The organism is Streptococcus sp. 29896, assembly GCF_032594915.1.
Lineage (GTDB): Bacteria > Bacillota > Bacilli > Lactobacillales > Streptococcaceae > Streptococcus > Streptococcus suivaginalis.
In genome coordinates, this window is sequence record NZ_CP118733.1 from 1,305,481 (window position 1) to 1,323,475 (window position 17,995).

13 protein-coding genes are annotated in these 17,995 nt (G+C 44.8%); 1 reads left to right on the forward strand and 12 read right to left on the reverse strand.

The genetic code is table 11. The annotated features are described in order from the left end of the window. Positions 1 to 169: 169 nt before the first annotated feature. Complete coding sequence (locus PXH68_RS06120) at positions 170 to 5,401, forward strand: glycoside hydrolase domain-containing protein (protein ID WP_248028481.1); 5,232 nt, start codon at positions 170 to 172, stop codon at positions 5,399 to 5,401. 294 nt (positions 5,402 to 5,695) lie between these two features. Here the strand turns inward: PXH68_RS06120 and sodA are convergent, their stop codons facing one another. The 12 genes from sodA to fadE all read right to left on the reverse strand — a co-directional run bounded on the left by sodA (position 5,696) and on the right by fadE (position 17,848). Continuing rightward, positions 5,696 to 6,307 (reverse strand): superoxide dismutase, encoded by a 612-nt coding sequence (gene sodA, locus PXH68_RS06125; RefSeq protein ID WP_248028482.1) that lies wholly within the window; start codon positions 6,305 to 6,307, stop codon positions 5,696 to 5,698. 77 nt (positions 6,308 to 6,384) lie between these two features. Further along, on the reverse strand, positions 6,385 to 7,422 hold the full coding sequence (holA, locus tag PXH68_RS06130) for a DNA polymerase III subunit delta (RefSeq protein WP_248028483.1): 1,038 nt from the start codon (positions 7,420 to 7,422) through the stop codon (positions 6,385 to 6,387). A gap of 73 nt (positions 7,423 to 7,495) precedes the next feature. Further along, positions 7,496 to 8,428, reverse strand: coding sequence for an MBL fold metallo-hydrolase (locus PXH68_RS06135; protein WP_248028484.1), 933 nt, complete (start codon positions 8,426 to 8,428; stop codon positions 7,496 to 7,498). A gap of 20 nt (positions 8,429 to 8,448) precedes the next feature. Then, entirely contained in the window at positions 8,449 to 9,558 is a 1,110-nt protein-coding gene (locus PXH68_RS06140) for an acyl-CoA dehydrogenase family protein (protein ID WP_205031315.1), read from the reverse strand. After that, positions 9,548 to 10,477 carry a LysR family transcriptional regulator gene (locus PXH68_RS06145; protein ID WP_158457208.1) on the reverse strand — a complete coding sequence of 310 codons (930 nt, stop codon included), beginning with the start codon at positions 10,475 to 10,477 and terminating at the stop codon, positions 9,548 to 9,550. Before PXH68_RS06145 ends, PXH68_RS06140 begins: the two co-directional genes overlap by 11 nt. A 325-nt stretch (positions 10,478 to 10,802) precedes the next feature. Beyond that, the gene (locus tag PXH68_RS06150; RefSeq protein WP_158457163.1) at positions 10,803 to 11,456 is read right to left on the reverse strand and encodes a 3-oxoacid CoA-transferase subunit B; all 654 of its coding nucleotides are present in this window, start codon (positions 11,454 to 11,456) and stop codon (positions 10,803 to 10,805) included. 4 nt (positions 11,457 to 11,460) lie between these two features. Further along, positions 11,461 to 12,183, reverse strand: coding sequence for a CoA transferase subunit A (locus PXH68_RS06155; RefSeq protein ID WP_158457165.1), 723 nt, complete (start codon positions 12,181 to 12,183; stop codon positions 11,461 to 11,463). A gap of 22 nt (positions 12,184 to 12,205) precedes the next feature. Beyond that, the gene (locus PXH68_RS06160) at positions 12,206 to 12,985 is read right to left on the reverse strand and encodes an enoyl-CoA hydratase/isomerase family protein (protein WP_158457167.1); all 780 of its coding nucleotides are present in this window, start codon (positions 12,983 to 12,985) and stop codon (positions 12,206 to 12,208) included. A gap of 237 nt (positions 12,986 to 13,222) precedes the next feature. Beyond that, positions 13,223 to 14,413, reverse strand: coding sequence for an L-lactate MFS transporter (locus PXH68_RS06165; protein WP_158457169.1), 1,191 nt, complete (start codon positions 14,411 to 14,413; stop codon positions 13,223 to 13,225). A 22-nt stretch (positions 14,414 to 14,435) separates the two neighbouring features. Next, positions 14,436 to 15,614 (reverse strand): acetyl-CoA C-acetyltransferase, encoded by a 1,179-nt coding sequence (locus tag PXH68_RS06170; protein ID WP_205031317.1) that lies wholly within the window; start codon positions 15,612 to 15,614, stop codon positions 14,436 to 14,438. A 15-nt stretch (positions 15,615 to 15,629) separates the two neighbouring features. Next, complete coding sequence (locus PXH68_RS06175; protein ID WP_248028485.1) at positions 15,630 to 16,478, reverse strand: 3-hydroxybutyryl-CoA dehydrogenase; 849 nt, start codon at positions 16,476 to 16,478, stop codon at positions 15,630 to 15,632. Positions 16,479 to 16,642: 164 nt separating this feature from the next. Beyond that, positions 16,643 to 17,848 carry an acyl-CoA dehydrogenase FadE gene (gene fadE, locus PXH68_RS06180; RefSeq protein WP_248028486.1) on the reverse strand — a complete coding sequence of 402 codons (1,206 nt, stop codon included), beginning with the start codon at positions 17,846 to 17,848 and terminating at the stop codon, positions 16,643 to 16,645. Positions 17,849 to 17,995: the final 147 nt, after the last annotated feature.

Here is a 17,995-nt window from a genome sequence, read left to right on the forward strand (position 1 = left end):
TCCTTCATATCATTGAAGAACTATTATACCATTTAATGAATAATTTTTCATTAACCTTTCTACTGAGACAAAACCTCTTGTTGGCATTGTGAAATTGCTTGATATTTACCTATTTTTTGGTATATTAATATTATAAGAAAAACATAAAATATAATAGAAAGGATTTCGTATGAAACGAAGACGCACTGAGCTATTCGACCGTCACTTTCGCTTCTCCATCCGTAAGTTGACAGTTGGTACAGCTTCTATTCTTGTCGGTTCGGTTCTATTCGGCCAACAACCAGTCCTGGCAAATGAACTAGATAGCCAACCTCAGACCAGTGACCTTCTTGCCGAGCCTGTCTCAGAAGAGGAGCTACACCGGGAGGAGGAAGCTACTGATCGGTCCGTAGGGGAAACGCTTCCTGTCCTTCAAGCTGAGCCTACAAGCCCTGAAAGCCCTGACTTGACACCTGCCACTCCATCTGAAGAGCCCCCTAGGGAAGAGGCTGTGGAGTCCGTCATAGAAGAGATCAGCCCTGTTGATAATCCAGACGCAGCCTTTAACAAGTTTGTCTTTACAGGCTCCTGGGTAAAAAATGCTAATGAAGCCTACATCAACATTCAAAAGACAGACGATCAAAGCCAACACTATTACACCATACCTTTCAAGGGAAATGGCATTACCCTCTATGCCCACAAATCGCCTAACCACGGTATTATCAAGGTGCAGTTAGATGATGGTCAAGAGACTGAAGTGGATCTCTATAATAGCACGCGCCAGCTGGTCAAGATCATTGAGTTCAATGAGTTGCAAGAAGGGGACCACTTTTTAAAAGTCAGCTCAACAGGGCGCAACAACCCAGCCAATACCAGAGCAAACTATGTCAATCAGGTTCATAAGGCAACCATTAGCCACCAGCCCTACCAACCCGAGCAGCTAGCCTTTTCATCCCAAAGTCTCAATCTCAAAGTTGGACAATCACTTGCTAGCCAACTACAGATTGCTCCTGCCTATGCAGACCCTAGTTTGGTAAGTTACAGCATTGCCAACCCTGAGATTGCTCGAGTGGATGAAACCGGTCGTGTGGAAGGTCTGAAAGAAGGTCGAACGCAACTCATCGCCCACTACAAGCAACTAACCGCCCGCCTAGATATTGAGGTTCAAGCAACCATTGCTCAGTTTACAGGCAGTTTTGTAGATAACAATGTCCATCATTACGGAGATGCGTATAGCCGACTTTTAAACAACCAAGAAACCAGTCGACAATTGGTTGCCTGGAAAAATGACACGGTGACCAGTCAGCTGGCTATTCTACCCCAGGATTCTGGCCTAAAAAATCTGCGCTTCCGCACTCATGATTTGGTGAGTGCAACAGGTCAGACCATTTCAAAAGATCATATCACTGGGAACTTTATCAAAGAAATCACTGGCTATCAAGGAAATGCTGGCTACCACAATGCTAACAAACTCAACATCCCAACCACACCAAGTATTTCACGCCCCGACCTCTTACTACATGACCAAACAGTTGATGTCGCCTATAATACCTTACAAAATCTCTGGCTGAGTATTGCCATACCAAAAACAGCTCAAGCTGGTACCTACCAGACACACATTGAGGTAATGGCTGATGGAATCGAAAATCCGCTCACGTTTAACCTTGAGCTGGAAGTTCAAGATGCCCAACTTGACCATCTAAACGACTTTAGCATTGAACTCTGGCAGTATCCGTACCGTTCAGCCGAATATTACAATGTCACACCGTTTTCACCAGAGCATCTGGCCATTCTACGACCAAGCCTTGAAATCTATAAGAAAATGGGGGGACGTGGTATCACCGCATCCATCGTGGAAGAAGCTTGGGGCGGCCAAACCTATGCTCAAGGCCAGACACGGGTTCCATCCATGATCAAATGGTTTAAGGAAGCTGATGGTCAATTTAGTTTTGATTTTAGTCATTTTGACAAATGGGTAGAATTAGCTGAAGAATATGGTCTAGCAGACAAGATTGTCGGCTACTCGATGATTCCTTGGGGCAACAAGGTAACTTACACCAACAAGGCTACTCAAGCTATCGAAGAAATAACAGTAGAGGTTACAGATCCCCGTTACGCAACTGTCTGGCGCCCCTTCTTAGAAGCCCTAATCACCCATCTGGATGAAAAAGGTTGGTTTGACCGCTTCTACGTCGGAATCGATGAGCGACGCAATATGGAACAGGCTTTTCGACTGATCGATTCTGTCCCAAACAAGGATGGAAAATATCTCAAAATCGCCGCAGCAGCCAACCACTTCTCTGGCTCCTTTGCTAGTACTGCAGCACGCATTGATGACCTCAGTATCGGAACACCTCATATGAAGTCTGAAATGGCTGCCTTTGAACGCTTAGTCGCAGAACGAGATGCACAAGGGAAAAAGACCACCCTCTATACTGCTACCGAAGAATACCCCAACTCTCTCCTCTTCAACCTACCAGGTGAAAGTTACTTCTCCGTTCTCTATGGCGCAAAATTTAATACCAATGGCTTCCTCCGTTGGGCCTTGGATGCTTGGGTTCGCGACCCTTTGACCGACCTCTCTCACTGGGCCTTCGAAGCAGGGGACACTCAGCTTCTCTATCCAGATAAGGCGGATGCTAGACAACCAAAACCACAGTCTAGTGTGCGACTAGAAAAAATGGCAGAAGCTGTTCGTGATGTCAATAAACTCTATCAGATGAAACGAGAATTTCCAGTCTTAGAGATGGAAATCGAGGGTCTCTTGGATAGCCTGGAAGACCGCTACGACCGTACAACTCGCCACAATGGACTAGGAACACAAATAGCTCGCGAGCCAAATGAAACTACCAAAGCACAAATCCCAGCAGATTTAGCAAAATTCAAACAGGCCTTGAAATCCATTACCGAGCGCTACATTCGCTTAAAAAATGGTGAACAAGTTGGTTTGCCAGAAGTGGATCAGGCGGCCCGATTTAGCTATTATCATTTTGACCAAAATACAGATGACCAATGGGGCCAACGCACACCAACTGGTACAAGCCCAACCTATGTCCCAGGAAAAAGCGGTCAAGCATTGGCCGTGACTGCAGATACCCAACTAAACTTTGATGCCAACCATCAACTTGGCAAGGAATGGACTGTCGGTTACTGGCTCTTGGATCAATCCTCCACAAGTGGCAACCGTGAAGTCCTCCGCAGCCAGGAAGGCGGACGTGCCCTCACCTCTCAATTAGACGGAACAGGCGGCAAGGTTGGTGTTCGTGTCGGAAATAATCCAGGTGACCGCCTAACCATGCGTTCTGTGAGCAGCCTGACCAACCAATGGCGGCACTATACCTGGACCAACAGCCAAACAGGGGGACTCAAACTCTATGTGGACGGTCGCCTGGTCGAAACCAACCCATGGACCGCAACAAATGACTTCAAGCTCCCAATCGATCGAATTGGAGGTGGAGGCTTTGTCGGAGCCATTGATGAGTTGAAAATTTACAATCGACCACTTGATGCGACCGAAGTCCTTCACTCCATGCGCGTAAATGGAATCTATGCAAAAGATAACTCAATTGCTCTCTTTACCGACCAGCAGCATACCATCAAAGCCTACTTGGTGACAGACAAAGCCAACGCTCAACTATCCTTTGAGGTCCTTGATCCAACTATTGCAAGTATTGATGCAACTGGTACTATCAAGCCGCTAGCCAAGGGGCAAACTAGCGTACGCATTACCGCGAGTGGTACTGACTTTGTGACGGACATTCCGCTCAGCATCAGCAAACGAATCCTGCACCAACCAAGCATTCCTCAATACGACTTGCCAACGGACTACATCAAGGATTTAGAGAAAAAACCTGGAACAAATCGCCAATACCTAGGACAGCCAGACATGGTCCTACTTAATGACAACCAAACGCTGATTGCTGCCTATCCAGTTGGTCACGGCCATGGCCCAATCGTGATGCAGATTTCAAAAGACAATGGCCTAACATGGACTGAAAAGGCCGACATCCCTGAATCTTGGGCAAGTTCCTTGGAAACACCTACTCTCTACAAACTCAATTTTGCTGATGGTAGTGAGAAAGTCATCCTTATTACTGCCATGCCAAGTTGGCAAAACAACCCTACGGGTGGCTTCCGCACGTCCATTTCTGAGGACGGTGGCGAAACTTGGTCTGAATACCAACTCTTCCACCCGACTAGAAATGGACGACAGCACTATACTATTGTTGCCATGTCCAGTCTGATCCAACTGCGTGATGAACAAGGGAACTACAAGGATGAGTGGATGGGTATTTTCCATGACTACCAATTCGTTAACTACAAGTCCATCTTGAGTTTTGATGAAGATGGAAACCAAGTTTGGTCCCTTCCGGAACCGATTTTGGCAACCCACCGTGATATTGAACAAGCTGCCCAGATGTGTGAAATCGGTATGTTTCGTGTGCCCAATAGCCAACGGATTATCGGGCTGGTTCGTGCCCAATCCCACCACCATTCTAGCTTGTTGATTTATTCTGATGATGAAGGCAAAACCTGGTCTCGCCCAATGGAATTGCAAGGTGCCCTCCAAGGGGAACGCCATAAAATTCTGGTTGACCCAATTTCTGGTAAGTTAGTGGTAACCTTCCGTGAAATCATTCTTGATTACAACCGTAATGGTCAGATTGAAAACAATGACTGGATGGCGGGTGATTGGATTGCCTGGATTGGTAGTGTTGATGATCTCTTGCAACAAAATGAAGGCCAATACCGAATTCGTCTGGCTGAAGATTTCACGACCAACGCCAAGTCAGGCGATACGGGCTATACTGGGGCTACTGTTTCGCCAGATGGGACCTTTAACCTGATTTCTTATGGGCATTTTGACAAGGAATTTTCAGAAAACTGGCGCCAGCAAGGTGGCAGCGTCACAACGGACCTTGCTTATATCAAGCATGCCCGCTTTAGCCTGGCTCAACTGGAAGCTACCTTGGGGATTGCGCAAGCAGAAACTGAAAATCCTAATCCAGTAGAAACGGAACTGCCAGCTGAACCTGTCCTACAAACAGAGAAAGGGGAGGCACTACTCAATCCGGCACCTGAGACCTTGGACCCTGCTAGTGTACTGATCAGTCGTAAAGGGGAAAGCCTGCTCAATCCTGCACCCGAATCTCTGGACCCTGCTAGTGTGCTGATCAGTCAGAAAGGAGAAAGCCTGCTTCAGGCTGCTCCAGAAGCCTTTGATTTAGCTGGATTGCTTTTGACTCACAGAGAGCAAGCACTTCTTCCTCCTGCTCGAACAAAAGAGGCAACTGCAACTACACATCAAGAAAGACTTCCTCAGACCGCCAGCTCTTCTGATACGACCCTTCTGGTCATGGGAACAAGCAGTCTCTTAGCTGGTCTTGGACTGGCCAGTCGAAAACGTCGTAAAGGACAGTAAAAAAGGAAAATTAGATCAACATTACTCTCTTTTGACGAAACTTGTTCACAAACAAAAAAAGCTTAGAACAACCGCTATTGAAGATGTTCTAAGCTTTTTCAATTCTGAAAATGTGAGACTAAGCTCTATTATTTTGCCGCCTTGTAAAGTTCATCAACTTTGTTCCCACTCCTCAGCTACAAGGGCCTTGCTCCTTGTAGCACGGAAAGCCCAATTAGCTTTCCTAGAGGACTGACTAGTTTTTTCTCGGAAAAAGGTCGTTTCCTCGAAAAAACGTCGCAGTAAGCTAGTAGATTAGTTGTTACGAGCAGCTTTATAAAGTTCATCAACTTTTGTCCAGTTAATCACTTCAAAGAAGGCTTTGATGTAGTTTGGACGGACGTTACGGTAGTTGAGGTAATAAGCATGCTCCCAAACATCAAGTGCCAAGATTGGTTTCAAACCTTGCATGATTGGTGTGTCTTGGTTGGCAGTTGAGATAACTTCCAACTTGCCTTCTTTATTGACAACTAGGAATGCCCAACCTGAACCGAAACGAGTTGTTGCAGCTGTTGTGAAAGCTTCTTTGAAGGCATCAAATGAACCAAAAGTTGCATCGATATCTGCTGCCAATTCTGCTGAAATTTCTGTTTTTTCTGGTGAAAGCAACTCCCAGAAGAGAGCGTGGTTGAGGTGTCCGCCACCATTGTTGATAAGGGCTTGGCGTATATCAGCTGGAATGCTCTCTACATCTGACAAAAGCGCCACCAAGTCTTCACCGATTTCAGGGTGTTTTTCAAGGGCAGCATTTGCATTTGCAACGTATGTTGCATGGTGTTTGTCATGGTGTAGGGTCATTGTTTCTGCATCAATATGTGGTTCCAAGGCATCGTATGCGTATGGAAGGTCTGGTAAAATAATTGCCATATTCTTGTTCTCCTATATTAATTGATATACCTATTTTACTCCAATGTGAGAGCCTTTTCAATTTATTTGTCCGAATTCTATCGATCTAGACTGGCTAATTTTAGGAGGGTGATATCAAAAAGGTAGTCCTTGTCGTTCTGTCCCGTTTTGATTTGAAAGTCGGTTTCAATCAACAAGGTCAGCACTTTTTTCAAAAATCCGATGGACAAATTCCGTGAATCTCTGAGAGCAAACTTGACTTGGTAAGGATTAACCTTACGCCCCAATATGTCCGATAAATCCGCCACAATCTGTTGCTCACTCCGTCCTTGCGCCTGTAATAAACGTACTTGAAGAAACATGCGAAATTGGTTTAGAAGAATAGCAATCAACTTAATTTCTTCCTCACCTTGCAACCGCAAATCCTTAACCAAACTAGCAGCTTGATCCATCTCACCTCTAAGAACTAGCTGACTCAGATCAAAGACATTGTCCTGAAGGGTCTTGGGGATGGCCAAGTCCACATCTTCTTGCCGGATAACTTGCTGTCCCTTATAGGACAGCAAGAAAGCTAGGTTTTTGGTCAATTCTGCAAAGTCAAAATTGGATTTTAGCAAGAGGTGGTCAAATGCCCTCGGCTCCATTTGTAAACCCAAACGCCCCACTTCTTGTTGGAAATGTTGCCGAATATCTGCTTCCTTAAGGGGTTGGGCTTCCAAAACAAGACCGTCTCGTTTGAGAAGTTTGACCAAACGGCGCTTACTGTCCAGCTTTCCCCCTGCTAGAATGACCAAACGAGTTGTCTCCACCGGATTTTCCAAATACTGTTCGAACTGTTTCAACTCTTCGTCGCTCAAATAACGCTTCTTATCTGTTGTCAGATCTGCAAAGTAATCTAAAATCACGACCTTTTCATCTGCAAAAAAGGGCAGGGAAACCAAGTCCATATCTACCTGACTATAGTCTGCCTCTGACATATCAAAATATGCATAGGTCAAATCCGCCACATCAAATCCAATTTGCTCCAGCAAAGCATCTTTGGCTATTTGGTATTGCCCCACATCTTCTCCGGTCAGGACGGTAAGGGGCCCCAGTATTTCTTTTCTAAGTTTTTCAATCTGTTTCAGTACTGTCATAATATCCTCTTCATTGTCTATTATACCACGAAAAATCACCTAGTTGGACACTAGGTGATGAGAAGAGGTTGGATTAACCCAATGTGACAATTGGGAGTTTGGCGTGGTCTGGAACTTCTAGACGCTTGTCCTGCTTATCCGTAAATGGTACCAGAGGCTTTCTAAATCGCTCCAAACATGCGACAACTTCCTGACCTGTCGAATCAAACTTCAACAGAGCATAGAAGGGATCGTGATAGAAAAGGAAGGTATACCCATTCTCGTAGGCTTCTGTCACCCATTTTTGCTTAGCAGCAATCGAATCCATAGGATAGTCATCCACAGCAGCAACCCAGAGCGGATTGCGGTGGACATGGGTCAAGATTGTATCTGCCATATGGATGATAGTCTCTCCAGCTTGCTTGAGCAGAATTAAGCAATGACCATTGCTATGTCCTCCAGTTCGATGCATTTCAATACCGTCCGTGACTGTAAAACTTTCTCCAAAAGTTTGCACCTGGTCTTGAATGGCTTCCCAATTTTCCCGCAAATAGGTTGCCCTAGTGCGAGGATTGGGATGACGAACTTCTTCCCATTCGATCTCATTGATATAAATCACCGCATTTGGAAAGGTTGGCACGAGCTGTCCATCCACCAAACGCGTCAAGCCGCCAGCGTGATCATTGTGCATATGGGTCATCATGACAACATCAATTTGCTCAGGACCCAATCCGAGACAGGCTAGGCTCTCAAGTACCCGATTCTCGGACAGGACTCCCAAATTTCTCCGCAGTTTGGCATCTAGTTTCTCCGTTCCCAAACTGGTGTCAATCAGATAGTGCTTGCCCCTATATGCAATCAAAATAGGATCTGTCACATCTGCCATCAAGCCATCTTCTGTCGTCGGATAAAAACGCGACCAGACAGCTTTCGGAACAGGGCCGAACAAGGTTCCTGCATCAGTATATTTATCAGCTCCCCTCAACCAGGTGAGCCGCATTTCTCCAAAAGTATAGGTTTGTAACATAGTGATTTTCCCTTCGACTATCACAGCCATTTTTGGGCAATCTTGCGCCGCATTCCATCATTGGTCCCCCCATAGGTACTGGCAACTTCGGCATCCCTAACATAACGCTCGATGTCATTTTCAGCCAAAAAATGATAGGAACCTGTAATGCGAATGACTTCTTCCGACAGGGATCTTGCTGTTTCAGAAGTCAGGACTTTCAGAATCAAAATGGCTCGTTTTTCCTGCATGTCACTGCGGAGGTATTCTTGATAGTAGGCCTTACAGGCTGCTAGCTTAGTCTCAATTTCTGCAAACTTGATCTGGTTGATAGTAACATCAATAGGGCGTTTGCCAAAATTGCGCTTGAGTTGACTACAGGTGATCCCCTTTTGGTGGACTCCTTCTGCAATCCCAAGGGATTGGGCTGCAATCGCCCCCCACATGTCCATCAGGGTCGCCTGCCATTGTTGCAGACCTGCTTCCACTCCCCCTAACAAGCTATTGGAAGGAAGACGGACTCCTTCAAAAGACATGGGTGCCAAAGGCATAGCTCGTAAGCCTATCTTTTCTACTGACTCACCAACTGTGACCCCTTTTTGTTGCCTGTCAACAATAAAAATCCCAGTCCCTTTTTTACCATAGGTATCTATGGTTTTTGCAAGAACAAAGACCACATCTGCAAGACTGGCGTTGGCAATCTTGTGCTTGACTCCTGAAATCACCCAGCCATCGTCCACTTGACGGGCGATAGTGGAAGGTAATTCCCGCTCCAAATCTATGTCTTTTTCAGAAAAAGCAAAGACACCCATTTTTTGACAGCTGACCAAATCAGCTAAATAGGCTTGCTTTTGCTCAGGACTTCCAAAACGGTTGAGCAAAGAAATCCCGTAAATTCCCTGTGTATAGGCAATGCTTGCTAAGGAAGCAAACTCTAAAGAGAGTTGGCGGATGATTTCCAAAAAAGTCCGAAAACCAACTGCCCGATCAGGATAGGTCACCAAGAGGTCAAAAATACCAAGTTCTTGGCTCAGATAGGCCCATAAGCGCTCTGGGAAACGTTCGTTGATATCGTAGTAGCGAGCCTTTCCGATAACCTGCTCTTGGATGAATTTTTGAATCTTGTCAATGCGTTCTTGGTCAAACAACATAGTCATCCCCATTCTTTTCGGTTACAGGCGAGTAATAGAGTTTCAAAAACTCTTCATAAACGAAGGATTCAACTTCTCCTAACTTGTGTTTATAAGGCCGACAGAGCCAAATATTAAATGGAATATAGTCCCTAAAATGCACAACGGTGAATCGGTCTCTATCAATCAATTCAGCCACTGGTCGTGGTAGGATGCTGATGATTTCATTGCCATAGGTTGCTTCTACAAGATAGTCCCAAGAAGATGACAGGTAGGTCAACTTCAACTTGGTCTTTTCCTTTTTCATCTTTTCAGTAATGGCATGATAGGTTGTAAAACTTTTATTAAAGGTTGCAATAGGGTATGGCTGAATATCCTTCCACTCGAGAAGGTCTTTCTGGGCCAACTCATGGTCCTTGTCCATAAATGCTACATATTCATCCATTTGAATGATATGCTGTTCATACTTTTTCGGATCCAACTTGGTTGGCTCAATCAAGAGGGCAAAATTGAGTTCTCCTTCAACAAATTTTCGGAGCAATTCAATGCCCCCTCCCTCGCTAATTTGAATATTGATGTCCGGATGCTTGAGCAAGAAGTCTGGTAAAATCGTGGAAAAATAAACACGTAAAATGAGGGAAGGAACCCCTAAACGGATAGTCCCGTGCTGCTTAGCAGATTCGCGTGAAATCATCGCCAGCATCTCATCATAGCGAGAAAGAATTTCGGTAGAATACTGAAAAACCAGCTCCCCCGCCTCGGTCAAGCGTTCCAATCGGCCATTCTTTCGATGAAAAAGTTGGATGCCCTCGTTGGTCTCAAATTGAGTGATAAACTGACTCAAGGCAGACTGACTGATATGAATTTTCTTGGCAGCCAAAGACAGGTTGCACCGACACTCAACTATGGTAATAAAATAGCCCATCTGTACAATATCCATGCCCATAATGTCCTCCTTCACTTACAAATCCATTCATTTTCAGACAAACACTACCCAATTAAAACTATATTAATCTATTATGTTTTCGCTTTCATTTTACCATTTTTTTAAAACACAATAAACCATTTTGACTTTTCAGCCATTTGCAAAAACTTTCAATAGCTGCTTTTTTATTGCTTAAAAGACAGAGTGGAGCCCAGTTTTTTTCTTCCAAGCTCCCCCCTCTGTATGCTGTATTTCCGTTTAGTCTGCAATCTGATAGCAGTACTGTCCCCATTGCACTTTCTTCAAAAACAGATTGCGGACTGGTTGGCCACTCTAGTAGTTAGATTGGCATAGTTTTTACATCTTTGTCAACGATAACATCGCCGGCTGTTTTAGCGATAACTTCTTCTACTGTCACACCTGGTGCGACTTCTTTCAAAAGGTATTTACCGTCTTGGAATTCAAAGACAGCTAGGTCAGTAATGACCATCGATACCACACCCTTGGCTGAAAGTGGAAGAGAGCATTCTTTCAAAATTTTTGATTCGCCAGTTTTATCGGTATGTTGGAGAGCAACGATCACTCGTTTTGCCCCGACTAAGAGGTCCATGGCTCCACCCATACCTGGAGCAAACTTGCCTGGTATAATCCAGTTGGCAATGCTAGCATCCTGGCTAACTTCTAAGGCACCCAATACTGTTGCATCAACGTGACCTCCGCGAATAATCGCAAATGAGGTTTGAATATCGAATGTTGAAGCCCCCGGCATCAAGGTAATTGGTGCACCTCCGGAGTTGGCTGTATTTGGATGGTAGTTATGCTTGCCTGGTGTTGGTCCAAAGCGGAGCGCACCATTTTCAGCTTGCAAGACTACATTCACGCCATCTGGAATAAAGTCTGCAGATGCGTTTGGAATCCCAAAGCCAAGATTGACAACATCGCCATCGTGAAATTCTAAGGCAACACGGCGTGCAATTATTTCTTTAGCTTTCATCTTATTACACCTCTGCTAATTTCTTCGTTTCTGTCCAAAGAGCTCCCATCATTTCATGGTGCTCTTGGGCAGACAAGCCTTGTACAACATAATCAACCAAAATTCCAGGGATGTAAATATCATCTGGTCTGATATCTCCAACTTCTACAATTTCATTGGTTTCAACAATGACAGTATCTGCTGCAAGTGCTAGCTGAAGGGAGATATTTTTAGTTGTTCCATCGATGTACAGGTTGCCATAGGCATCAGCCTTGGTCGCTTTAATCAAGGCTACATCAATTTTCAAAGGATCATAAACCAGGTACTCACGGCCATTGCGGACAACTTTTTCTTGGTTTTCTTCTAAGATTGTTCCTACACCTGTTGGAGTCAAGACTGCTCCCAGTCCGGCACCGGCAGCGTGCAGGCGTTCCACAACCGTTCCCATCGGTGTGAATTCTACTTCCATTTCACCACTGAAGTAAGCTTTTTGAGCGCCAGGTGAGGTTCCAACATGGGCTGCAATATATTTTTTAACTTGGTGATTTTCACATAAGCGACCAACTCCAACTTCCTTACCTGGGTGTGAGGTCACAACAGAGGTCAAGGTTAAGTCTTTGGTCCCTTGGGCAACCAATCCTTCAATCAATTCAAACGGTTCACCAACTCCCAAGAATCCTGAGATTCCCACGATTTGACCAGGTTGAATCAAGGATACGGCTTCTTTCAACGTTACAATTTTTGCCATTTTCTTCTCCTCGTCAGTCGGTTTATTTCTTGTTAAAGACAGCTTTTCGTTTTTCGACAAAGGCTCGCATGCCTTCCACCTTATCCTCAGTAGAGAACAAGAGTGCTTCTGCTTCCGTTTCTAAACGAATGGCATGTTGCAACGGAAGTTCCACACCAACTGTGATGACATGTTTTGCTTTTTCGACAGCAAGTGGCGCATTTTTTAAAATGCTCTTCGCCAACTTTTCAGCTTCTTCTAGTAACTGATCAACGGGCACCAAATGGTTGATAATTCCCAAAGAAAGGGCTTCATCCGCCTTCACGTTTCGTGCTGTTAAAATCAGTTCTTTTGCCTTGCTTGCACCAATCAAGCGTGACATCCGTTGGGTACCTGCAAATCCTGGAATGATGCCAAGTGTCACCTCAGGAAATCCAAGCAAGATTTTCTCATGCCCTAGGCGAATATCAGTTGAAAGTGCCAGTTCCATTCCCCCACCCAAGGCATAGCCATTGATGGCAGCGATAGATGGTTGACGGAGATTGGCGAGTTTGGAGAAGGTATCATTGGCATAGGTCATGTATTCAAAAGCTTCAGTTGGCGTCATTGTATCCATTTCCTTGATATCTGCACCAGCAACAAATGATTTTTCACCTGCACCTGTGACAATAACAACCTGGATTTCCTGACTTGCTTCGACAGTATCCAATACCTCATTCAAGTCCTTGAGAACTTGTGAGCTGAGTGCATTTAGAGCTTCTGGACGATTGATAGTAATATAACCAATCTTGTCCTTCACCTCTAACAATACAGTTTTGTTCATAGACTTTCTCCTAGTTTGTTAGTTGAACGATTGCTCAGGTGTCAACAATGCAATCATTCAGATGACAAAATGTTAAACGCTTACATTTTCAGTATAATAATATTTTGTTGTCTCGTCTACTTAAGAATTTTTAATAGAAATATAAGACTAGCTTATAGATAAACTAGTCATTTCCCTACAAAAAAAGAGGTATCAGAAGAAAATCTGATACCTCCAGAAGAGGTTTACCAAAGGACATTATTTCTTGGTTTTAGAAATATAGAATAGTTGCAACACAATACCCAGCAAGGCCATTCCAATAACAATATAGAAGGCCATTGAATAATCACCATTATTGGCTTGAGCCAGGCGGGCACCTAGTTGTGGACCAGCAATGGCTGCAACACCGTAGGCTGTAAACATCCAGCCATAGTTGGTACCGACATTCGCAACTCCCCAGTTTTCTGCCGTGATACCTGGGAAGGAGCCCAGGAATCCACCGAAGGACAGGGCAACCAACATGACACCTACAATGGCTAGGACACTGCCTTCACCTTTAAAGGTCGCTGTCAAAAAGAGGCCTCCCGCTACTGCCGCAAACATGGCAACAACTGTTGGGTAGCGACCAATTTTATCTGAAACAGCTCCCCAAAAAATTCGACCAAAGGTGTTGGCAATGGATACCAACATGACAAAGAAAGTCGCCTCTCCGACCAACTTGTATTGGTCAGAAATAGAAGCTGCAGATCCGATAATCATCATACCTCCAGTTGCTCCTAAGATGTAAATAACCCAGAGCAACCAGAAGTTTCCTTCACGTAGCATTTCCTTGTGGGTCTTACCTGTCGGTGCTGGTGCACCCTCTACTGGTGCAGCCGCTGGTGCTTTTTCCATGACCAAGGAGGAAGCGCAGATAATCACGAGCAAGGCAATTCCCAGAACATTGAAGGTCCGGTAAACACCCATTGCTGCAATCATACTTTTGGCAACAGGACCGATAATGAGGGGTCCAAGACCAAAGCCTGCTGCTGTCAAACCACCAGCCAGACCTTTTTTATCTGGGAACCATTTGGTCGCCACAGATGTTGCGGCACCATAAGCGGCACCGATACCTAAACCAAGTACCAGACCATAGGTCAGATAAAGGACTGGCAAGGATGTTGCGAAACCAGTCGCAAACATCCCAAGTCCAAAGAGAATTCCTCCGAGGAAGACAAACTTTTTAGGGCCTAGGGCATCTACCTTTGGTCCAAAGATAATCATACCAATTGGTACCATGGCAAAGGAGATACTAAAGGCTAGAGATGTTTGGGCTTGGACCCATCCCTGGTCAACATTGGCTTCCAAAAGAGCTTTTTGGAATACCGACCAGGCATAGCCAGCGCCAAGAGATAGGTTGGTTAAAATAGCTGCTGCCAAAATCAACCAACGGTTTGGTGTTTTTTTCATTCTACCATCTCCTTTTCTTGACTCAACGTGTGACAATGACTGCTGTTCCCATACCTCCACCGATACAGAGGGTCGCAAGTCCACATTTGGCATCACGTTTTTGCATTTCATGGAGAAGGGTCACAAAGATGCGGGCTCCTGACGCTCCGATTGGATGGCCTAGGGCAATGGCACCTCCATTTACATTGACAATATCCGTATTGAGGTCTAGGTCTTTGTTAACTGCACATGCTTGTGCCGCAAAGGCTTCATTGGATTCCACCAAGTCTAAATCGGCAACAGTCAGACCAGCTTTTTCCAAGGCTTTTCGGCTGGCATAGATTGGACCGCAGCCCATCAGCTCTGGTTCCAAACCTGCGCTAGCATAGGACTTAATCGTTGCTAGGACTGGCAAACCAAGCTCTGCAGCCTTTTCACTGCTCATCACAACGACAGCAGCTGCCCCATCATTGATACCAGAAGCATTTCCGGCTGTAACCGTTCCATCCTTCTTGAAAGCTGGACGAAGTTTGGCCATGCCTTCTAAGCTGGCATTTTCACGTGGGTATTCATCAGTGTCAAATAGGATTGGATCGCCTTTGCGTTGCGGAATGCTCACTGGCACAATCTCATCTTTAAATTTTCCTGCTTTGATTGCTGCCATGGCTTTTTCTTGGGATGCAACTGCAAATGCATCTTGTTGTTCACGGCTGATGCCGTATTTGGCTGCTACATTTTCAGCAGTAATGCCCATATGAATCGGTTCAAAGGCATCTGTCAAGCCATCCACGAGCATGGTATCTAAAACCTTACTATGCCCCATCCGCGAACCCCAACGTTGATTTTGTAGAACATAGGCTGCCTGGCTCATGTTTTCAGCACCACCTGCAATGACAACATCTGCATCTCCAAGGAGAACAGCCTGGGCAGCTAATTGGATGGTTTTTAGACCAGAACCACAGACCTTATTGATGGTGTAAGAAGGGGTTGATATTGGAATACCTGCCTTCACACTGATTTGACGGGCGACGTTTTGCCCCAAACCAGCACTCAAGACATTCCCAAAAATCAGTTCATCTACCATATCTGGTGAGAGTTGAATTTTTTCTAAGGCAGCTTTGACTACTGTCACACCTAAATCAACAGCTGGAACATCTTTTAAAGAGCCTCCGTAACTGCCAATCGGTGTCCGAACAGCCGCAACAATAACAGCTTCTTTCATCTTCTCTCCTCCTTCTTAATACTTGAAGAATCCTTCGCCTGTCTTACGACCAAGCTTACCAGATTCTACCATCTTTTTAAGGAGCGGTGCAGGACGATATTTTGGATCATTGAAGCCTGTACTGAGGACATTCATAATGGCAAGAACCACATCCAAACCAATCAAATCAGCCAAGGCAAGCGGACCAATTGGATGGTTGGCCCCTAATTTCATAGCCGTATCAATTTCTTCTGCTGTTGCCACACCTTCTCCTAAGACAAAAACTGCTTCGTTGACCATTGGAATCAAGATACGGTTGACAACAAATCCATAAGAATCGGCCACTCGAACTGCTGTTTTATTGATTTTTGCAGTCACTTCCTCCACCACAGCAGCTGTTTCTGGTGAGGTTTGAATGGCACGGATGACTTCAACTAGTTTCATCAAAGGTGCTGGGTTGAAGAAATGCATCCCCAAAACCTTATCAGGACGACCAGTTGCTGCTGCAATATCCGTTATAGACAAGGAAGAGGTGTTGGATGCCAAGATAGTTTCTGGAGGAGTTAGCTCATCCAACTGCTTAAAGATGCTAAGTTTGATATCCCGATTTTCAGTTGCTGCTTCAATCACCAACTGCACACCTTTTGCATCTGCATAATCAACTGAAGGAATCAAGCGTGCCATCGCTTGGTCTGCTTCATCCTGGGTCATTCTTTCCTTGTCAACCGCCCGGTCAAATTGCTTTTTAATACCTGCTAAGCCGCGTTCAACAAATTCCATTTTAATGTCATTGAGGTAAACGGTGAAGCCTGCTTGTGCAAAAACTTGCGCAATACCGCTTCCCATTTGTCCTGAACCAATGACCATAACTTTTGTAATTTCCATTTTTTCTCCTTATCTCATTCATCAGATCGCCATGGATCTTGCTGTTTGAAAGCAGGAAACTGGTCCCTACTTCCAGTTGCTTACAAAATCAGAACCCCAGATAGTTCTCGGTTCAGCCTATTGCAATGAACCATCTGGGATTTCTGAGGTTTGAAGAGCAAGGGTTAGATGAAAGCACCGATGCCAGTGAGTTCACGGGCAACAATCATGGCATTAATTTCGTGTGTGCCTTCGTAAGTGTAAATAGCTTCCGCATCTGTGAAGAAACGAGCCACTTCTGTTTCATAGGTAATACCATTACCACCACAGACTTCACGCGCTAAGGCAACCGTTTCTCTCATGCGGAGGGAATTGTGCAGCTTCGCCAATGATGAGTTGAGCATCTCTTCTGTACCAGACTCTTGGATTTCAGCAATACGTGCTGAGTAGGCAATGGCTGCCTGTACATTTGCTTGCATACGTGCCAATTTTTCTTGTACCAATTGGAAACCACCCAGTTTGCGGCCAAATTGCTCACGTGTCGTTGTCAAACGAAGGGCTGCATTGAAGGCACCTGCTGCGGTTCCCATGGCAATATAAGCAACGTCAGCTCGAGTGCGAACGAAGATTTTCGCCACATCACCATAGCCATTGATGTTAACCAAACGGTCATCTTCATGAACTTCTACATCCTTCAAAGTAATATGCCCATTGTTGACAATACGCAGGGCAATCTTATGCTCAACGTTTTCAACAGACAAGCCTGGGCTACCTTTTTTCACCATGAAGCACTTGATTTTCTTGCTTTCCACATCTCGAGCAAAGACTGGAATGAAGTCAGCTGTCTTGGCACCACCAATCCAACGTTTTTCACCGTTCAATACCCAGACATCACCTTTACGCTCAGCTGTTGTTGCAAGACCACCTGCAATATCTGAACCATGGTCAGGCTCTGTCAAGGCGAAACAGGTCTGTGCTTCAAAGTTACGAACTGGTGTACCAAAGCGTTCGATCTGCTCAGGACTACCACCGATCAGAATAGTGTTGTAGCCCAAGCCACCGTGTACAGTATAGAAGGTTGCTACTGATGGATCAAAGCGTGCCATTTCCAAATAAAGGAAAGCATTGTAGAGCTCACCAGCTTTCCAAGATCCTTCACGACCAACGAAGAGGTCAGGATGGGTCATGATTTTCGCTGCAGCGAAAGCTCCAAGGATTTCTTCACGTGGTAACAATGCTTTTTCATAGCTATCAATCAAGACTGGACGGATGCGTGTTTCCATCTCTTGACGTAAGTGTTTCAAGACCTTTAATTCGCCTTCGGTTAATTTTTCCGCATAACCAAACAAATCTTCTGGATACAACTCTTTAGCTAATTCTTTTACTGACATTGTAAGACTCCTTTTAAAAAATATTTGTGAAGCGTTTACATTTTGTTGACACTACCATCATATATCGAAATTACATAAAAATCTACTTAATAAAAATTGATAAAACTATTAGTTTGTCTAATAATATTTCACAAACTATCCCAAACG

Bases quoted from the DNA above. Each gene is read 5' to 3' on its own strand.
- PXH68_RS06120 (WP_248028481.1), top strand. From the start codon at position 170: ATGAAACGAAGACGCACTGAGCTATTCGACCGTCACTTTCGCTTCTCC.
- sodA (WP_248028482.1), bottom strand. From the start codon at position 6,307: ATGGCAATTATTTTACCAGACCTTCCATACGCATACGATGCCTTGGAA.
- holA (WP_248028483.1), bottom strand. From the start codon at position 7,422: ATGACAGTACTGAAACAGATTGAAAAACTTAGAAAAGAAATACTGGGG.
- PXH68_RS06135 (WP_248028484.1), bottom strand. From the start codon at position 8,428: ATGTTACAAACCTATACTTTTGGAGAAATGCGGCTCACCTGGTTGAGG.
- PXH68_RS06140 (WP_205031315.1), bottom strand. From the start codon at position 9,558: ATGTTGTTTGACCAAGAACGCATTGACAAGATTCAAAAATTCATCCAA.
- PXH68_RS06145 (WP_158457208.1), bottom strand. From the start codon at position 10,477: ATGGATATTGTACAGATGGGCTATTTTATTACCATAGTTGAGTGTCGG.
- PXH68_RS06150 (WP_158457163.1), bottom strand. From the start codon at position 11,456: ATGAAAGCTAAAGAAATAATTGCACGCCGTGTTGCCTTAGAATTTCAC.
- PXH68_RS06155 (WP_158457165.1), bottom strand. From the start codon at position 12,183: ATGGCAAAAATTGTAACGTTGAAAGAAGCCGTATCCTTGATTCAACCT.
- PXH68_RS06160 (WP_158457167.1), bottom strand. From the start codon at position 12,985: ATGAACAAAACTGTATTGTTAGAGGTGAAGGACAAGATTGGTTATATT.
- PXH68_RS06165 (WP_158457169.1), bottom strand. From the start codon at position 14,413: ATGAAAAAAACACCAAACCGTTGGTTGATTTTGGCAGCAGCTATTTTA.
- PXH68_RS06170 (WP_205031317.1), bottom strand. From the start codon at position 15,614: ATGAAAGAAGCTGTTATTGTTGCGGCTGTTCGGACACCGATTGGCAGT.
- PXH68_RS06175 (WP_248028485.1), bottom strand. From the start codon at position 16,478: ATGGAAATTACAAAAGTTATGGTCATTGGTTCAGGACAAATGGGAAGC.
- fadE (WP_248028486.1), bottom strand. From the start codon at position 17,848: ATGTCAGTAAAAGAATTAGCTAAAGAGTTGTATCCAGAAGATTTGTTT.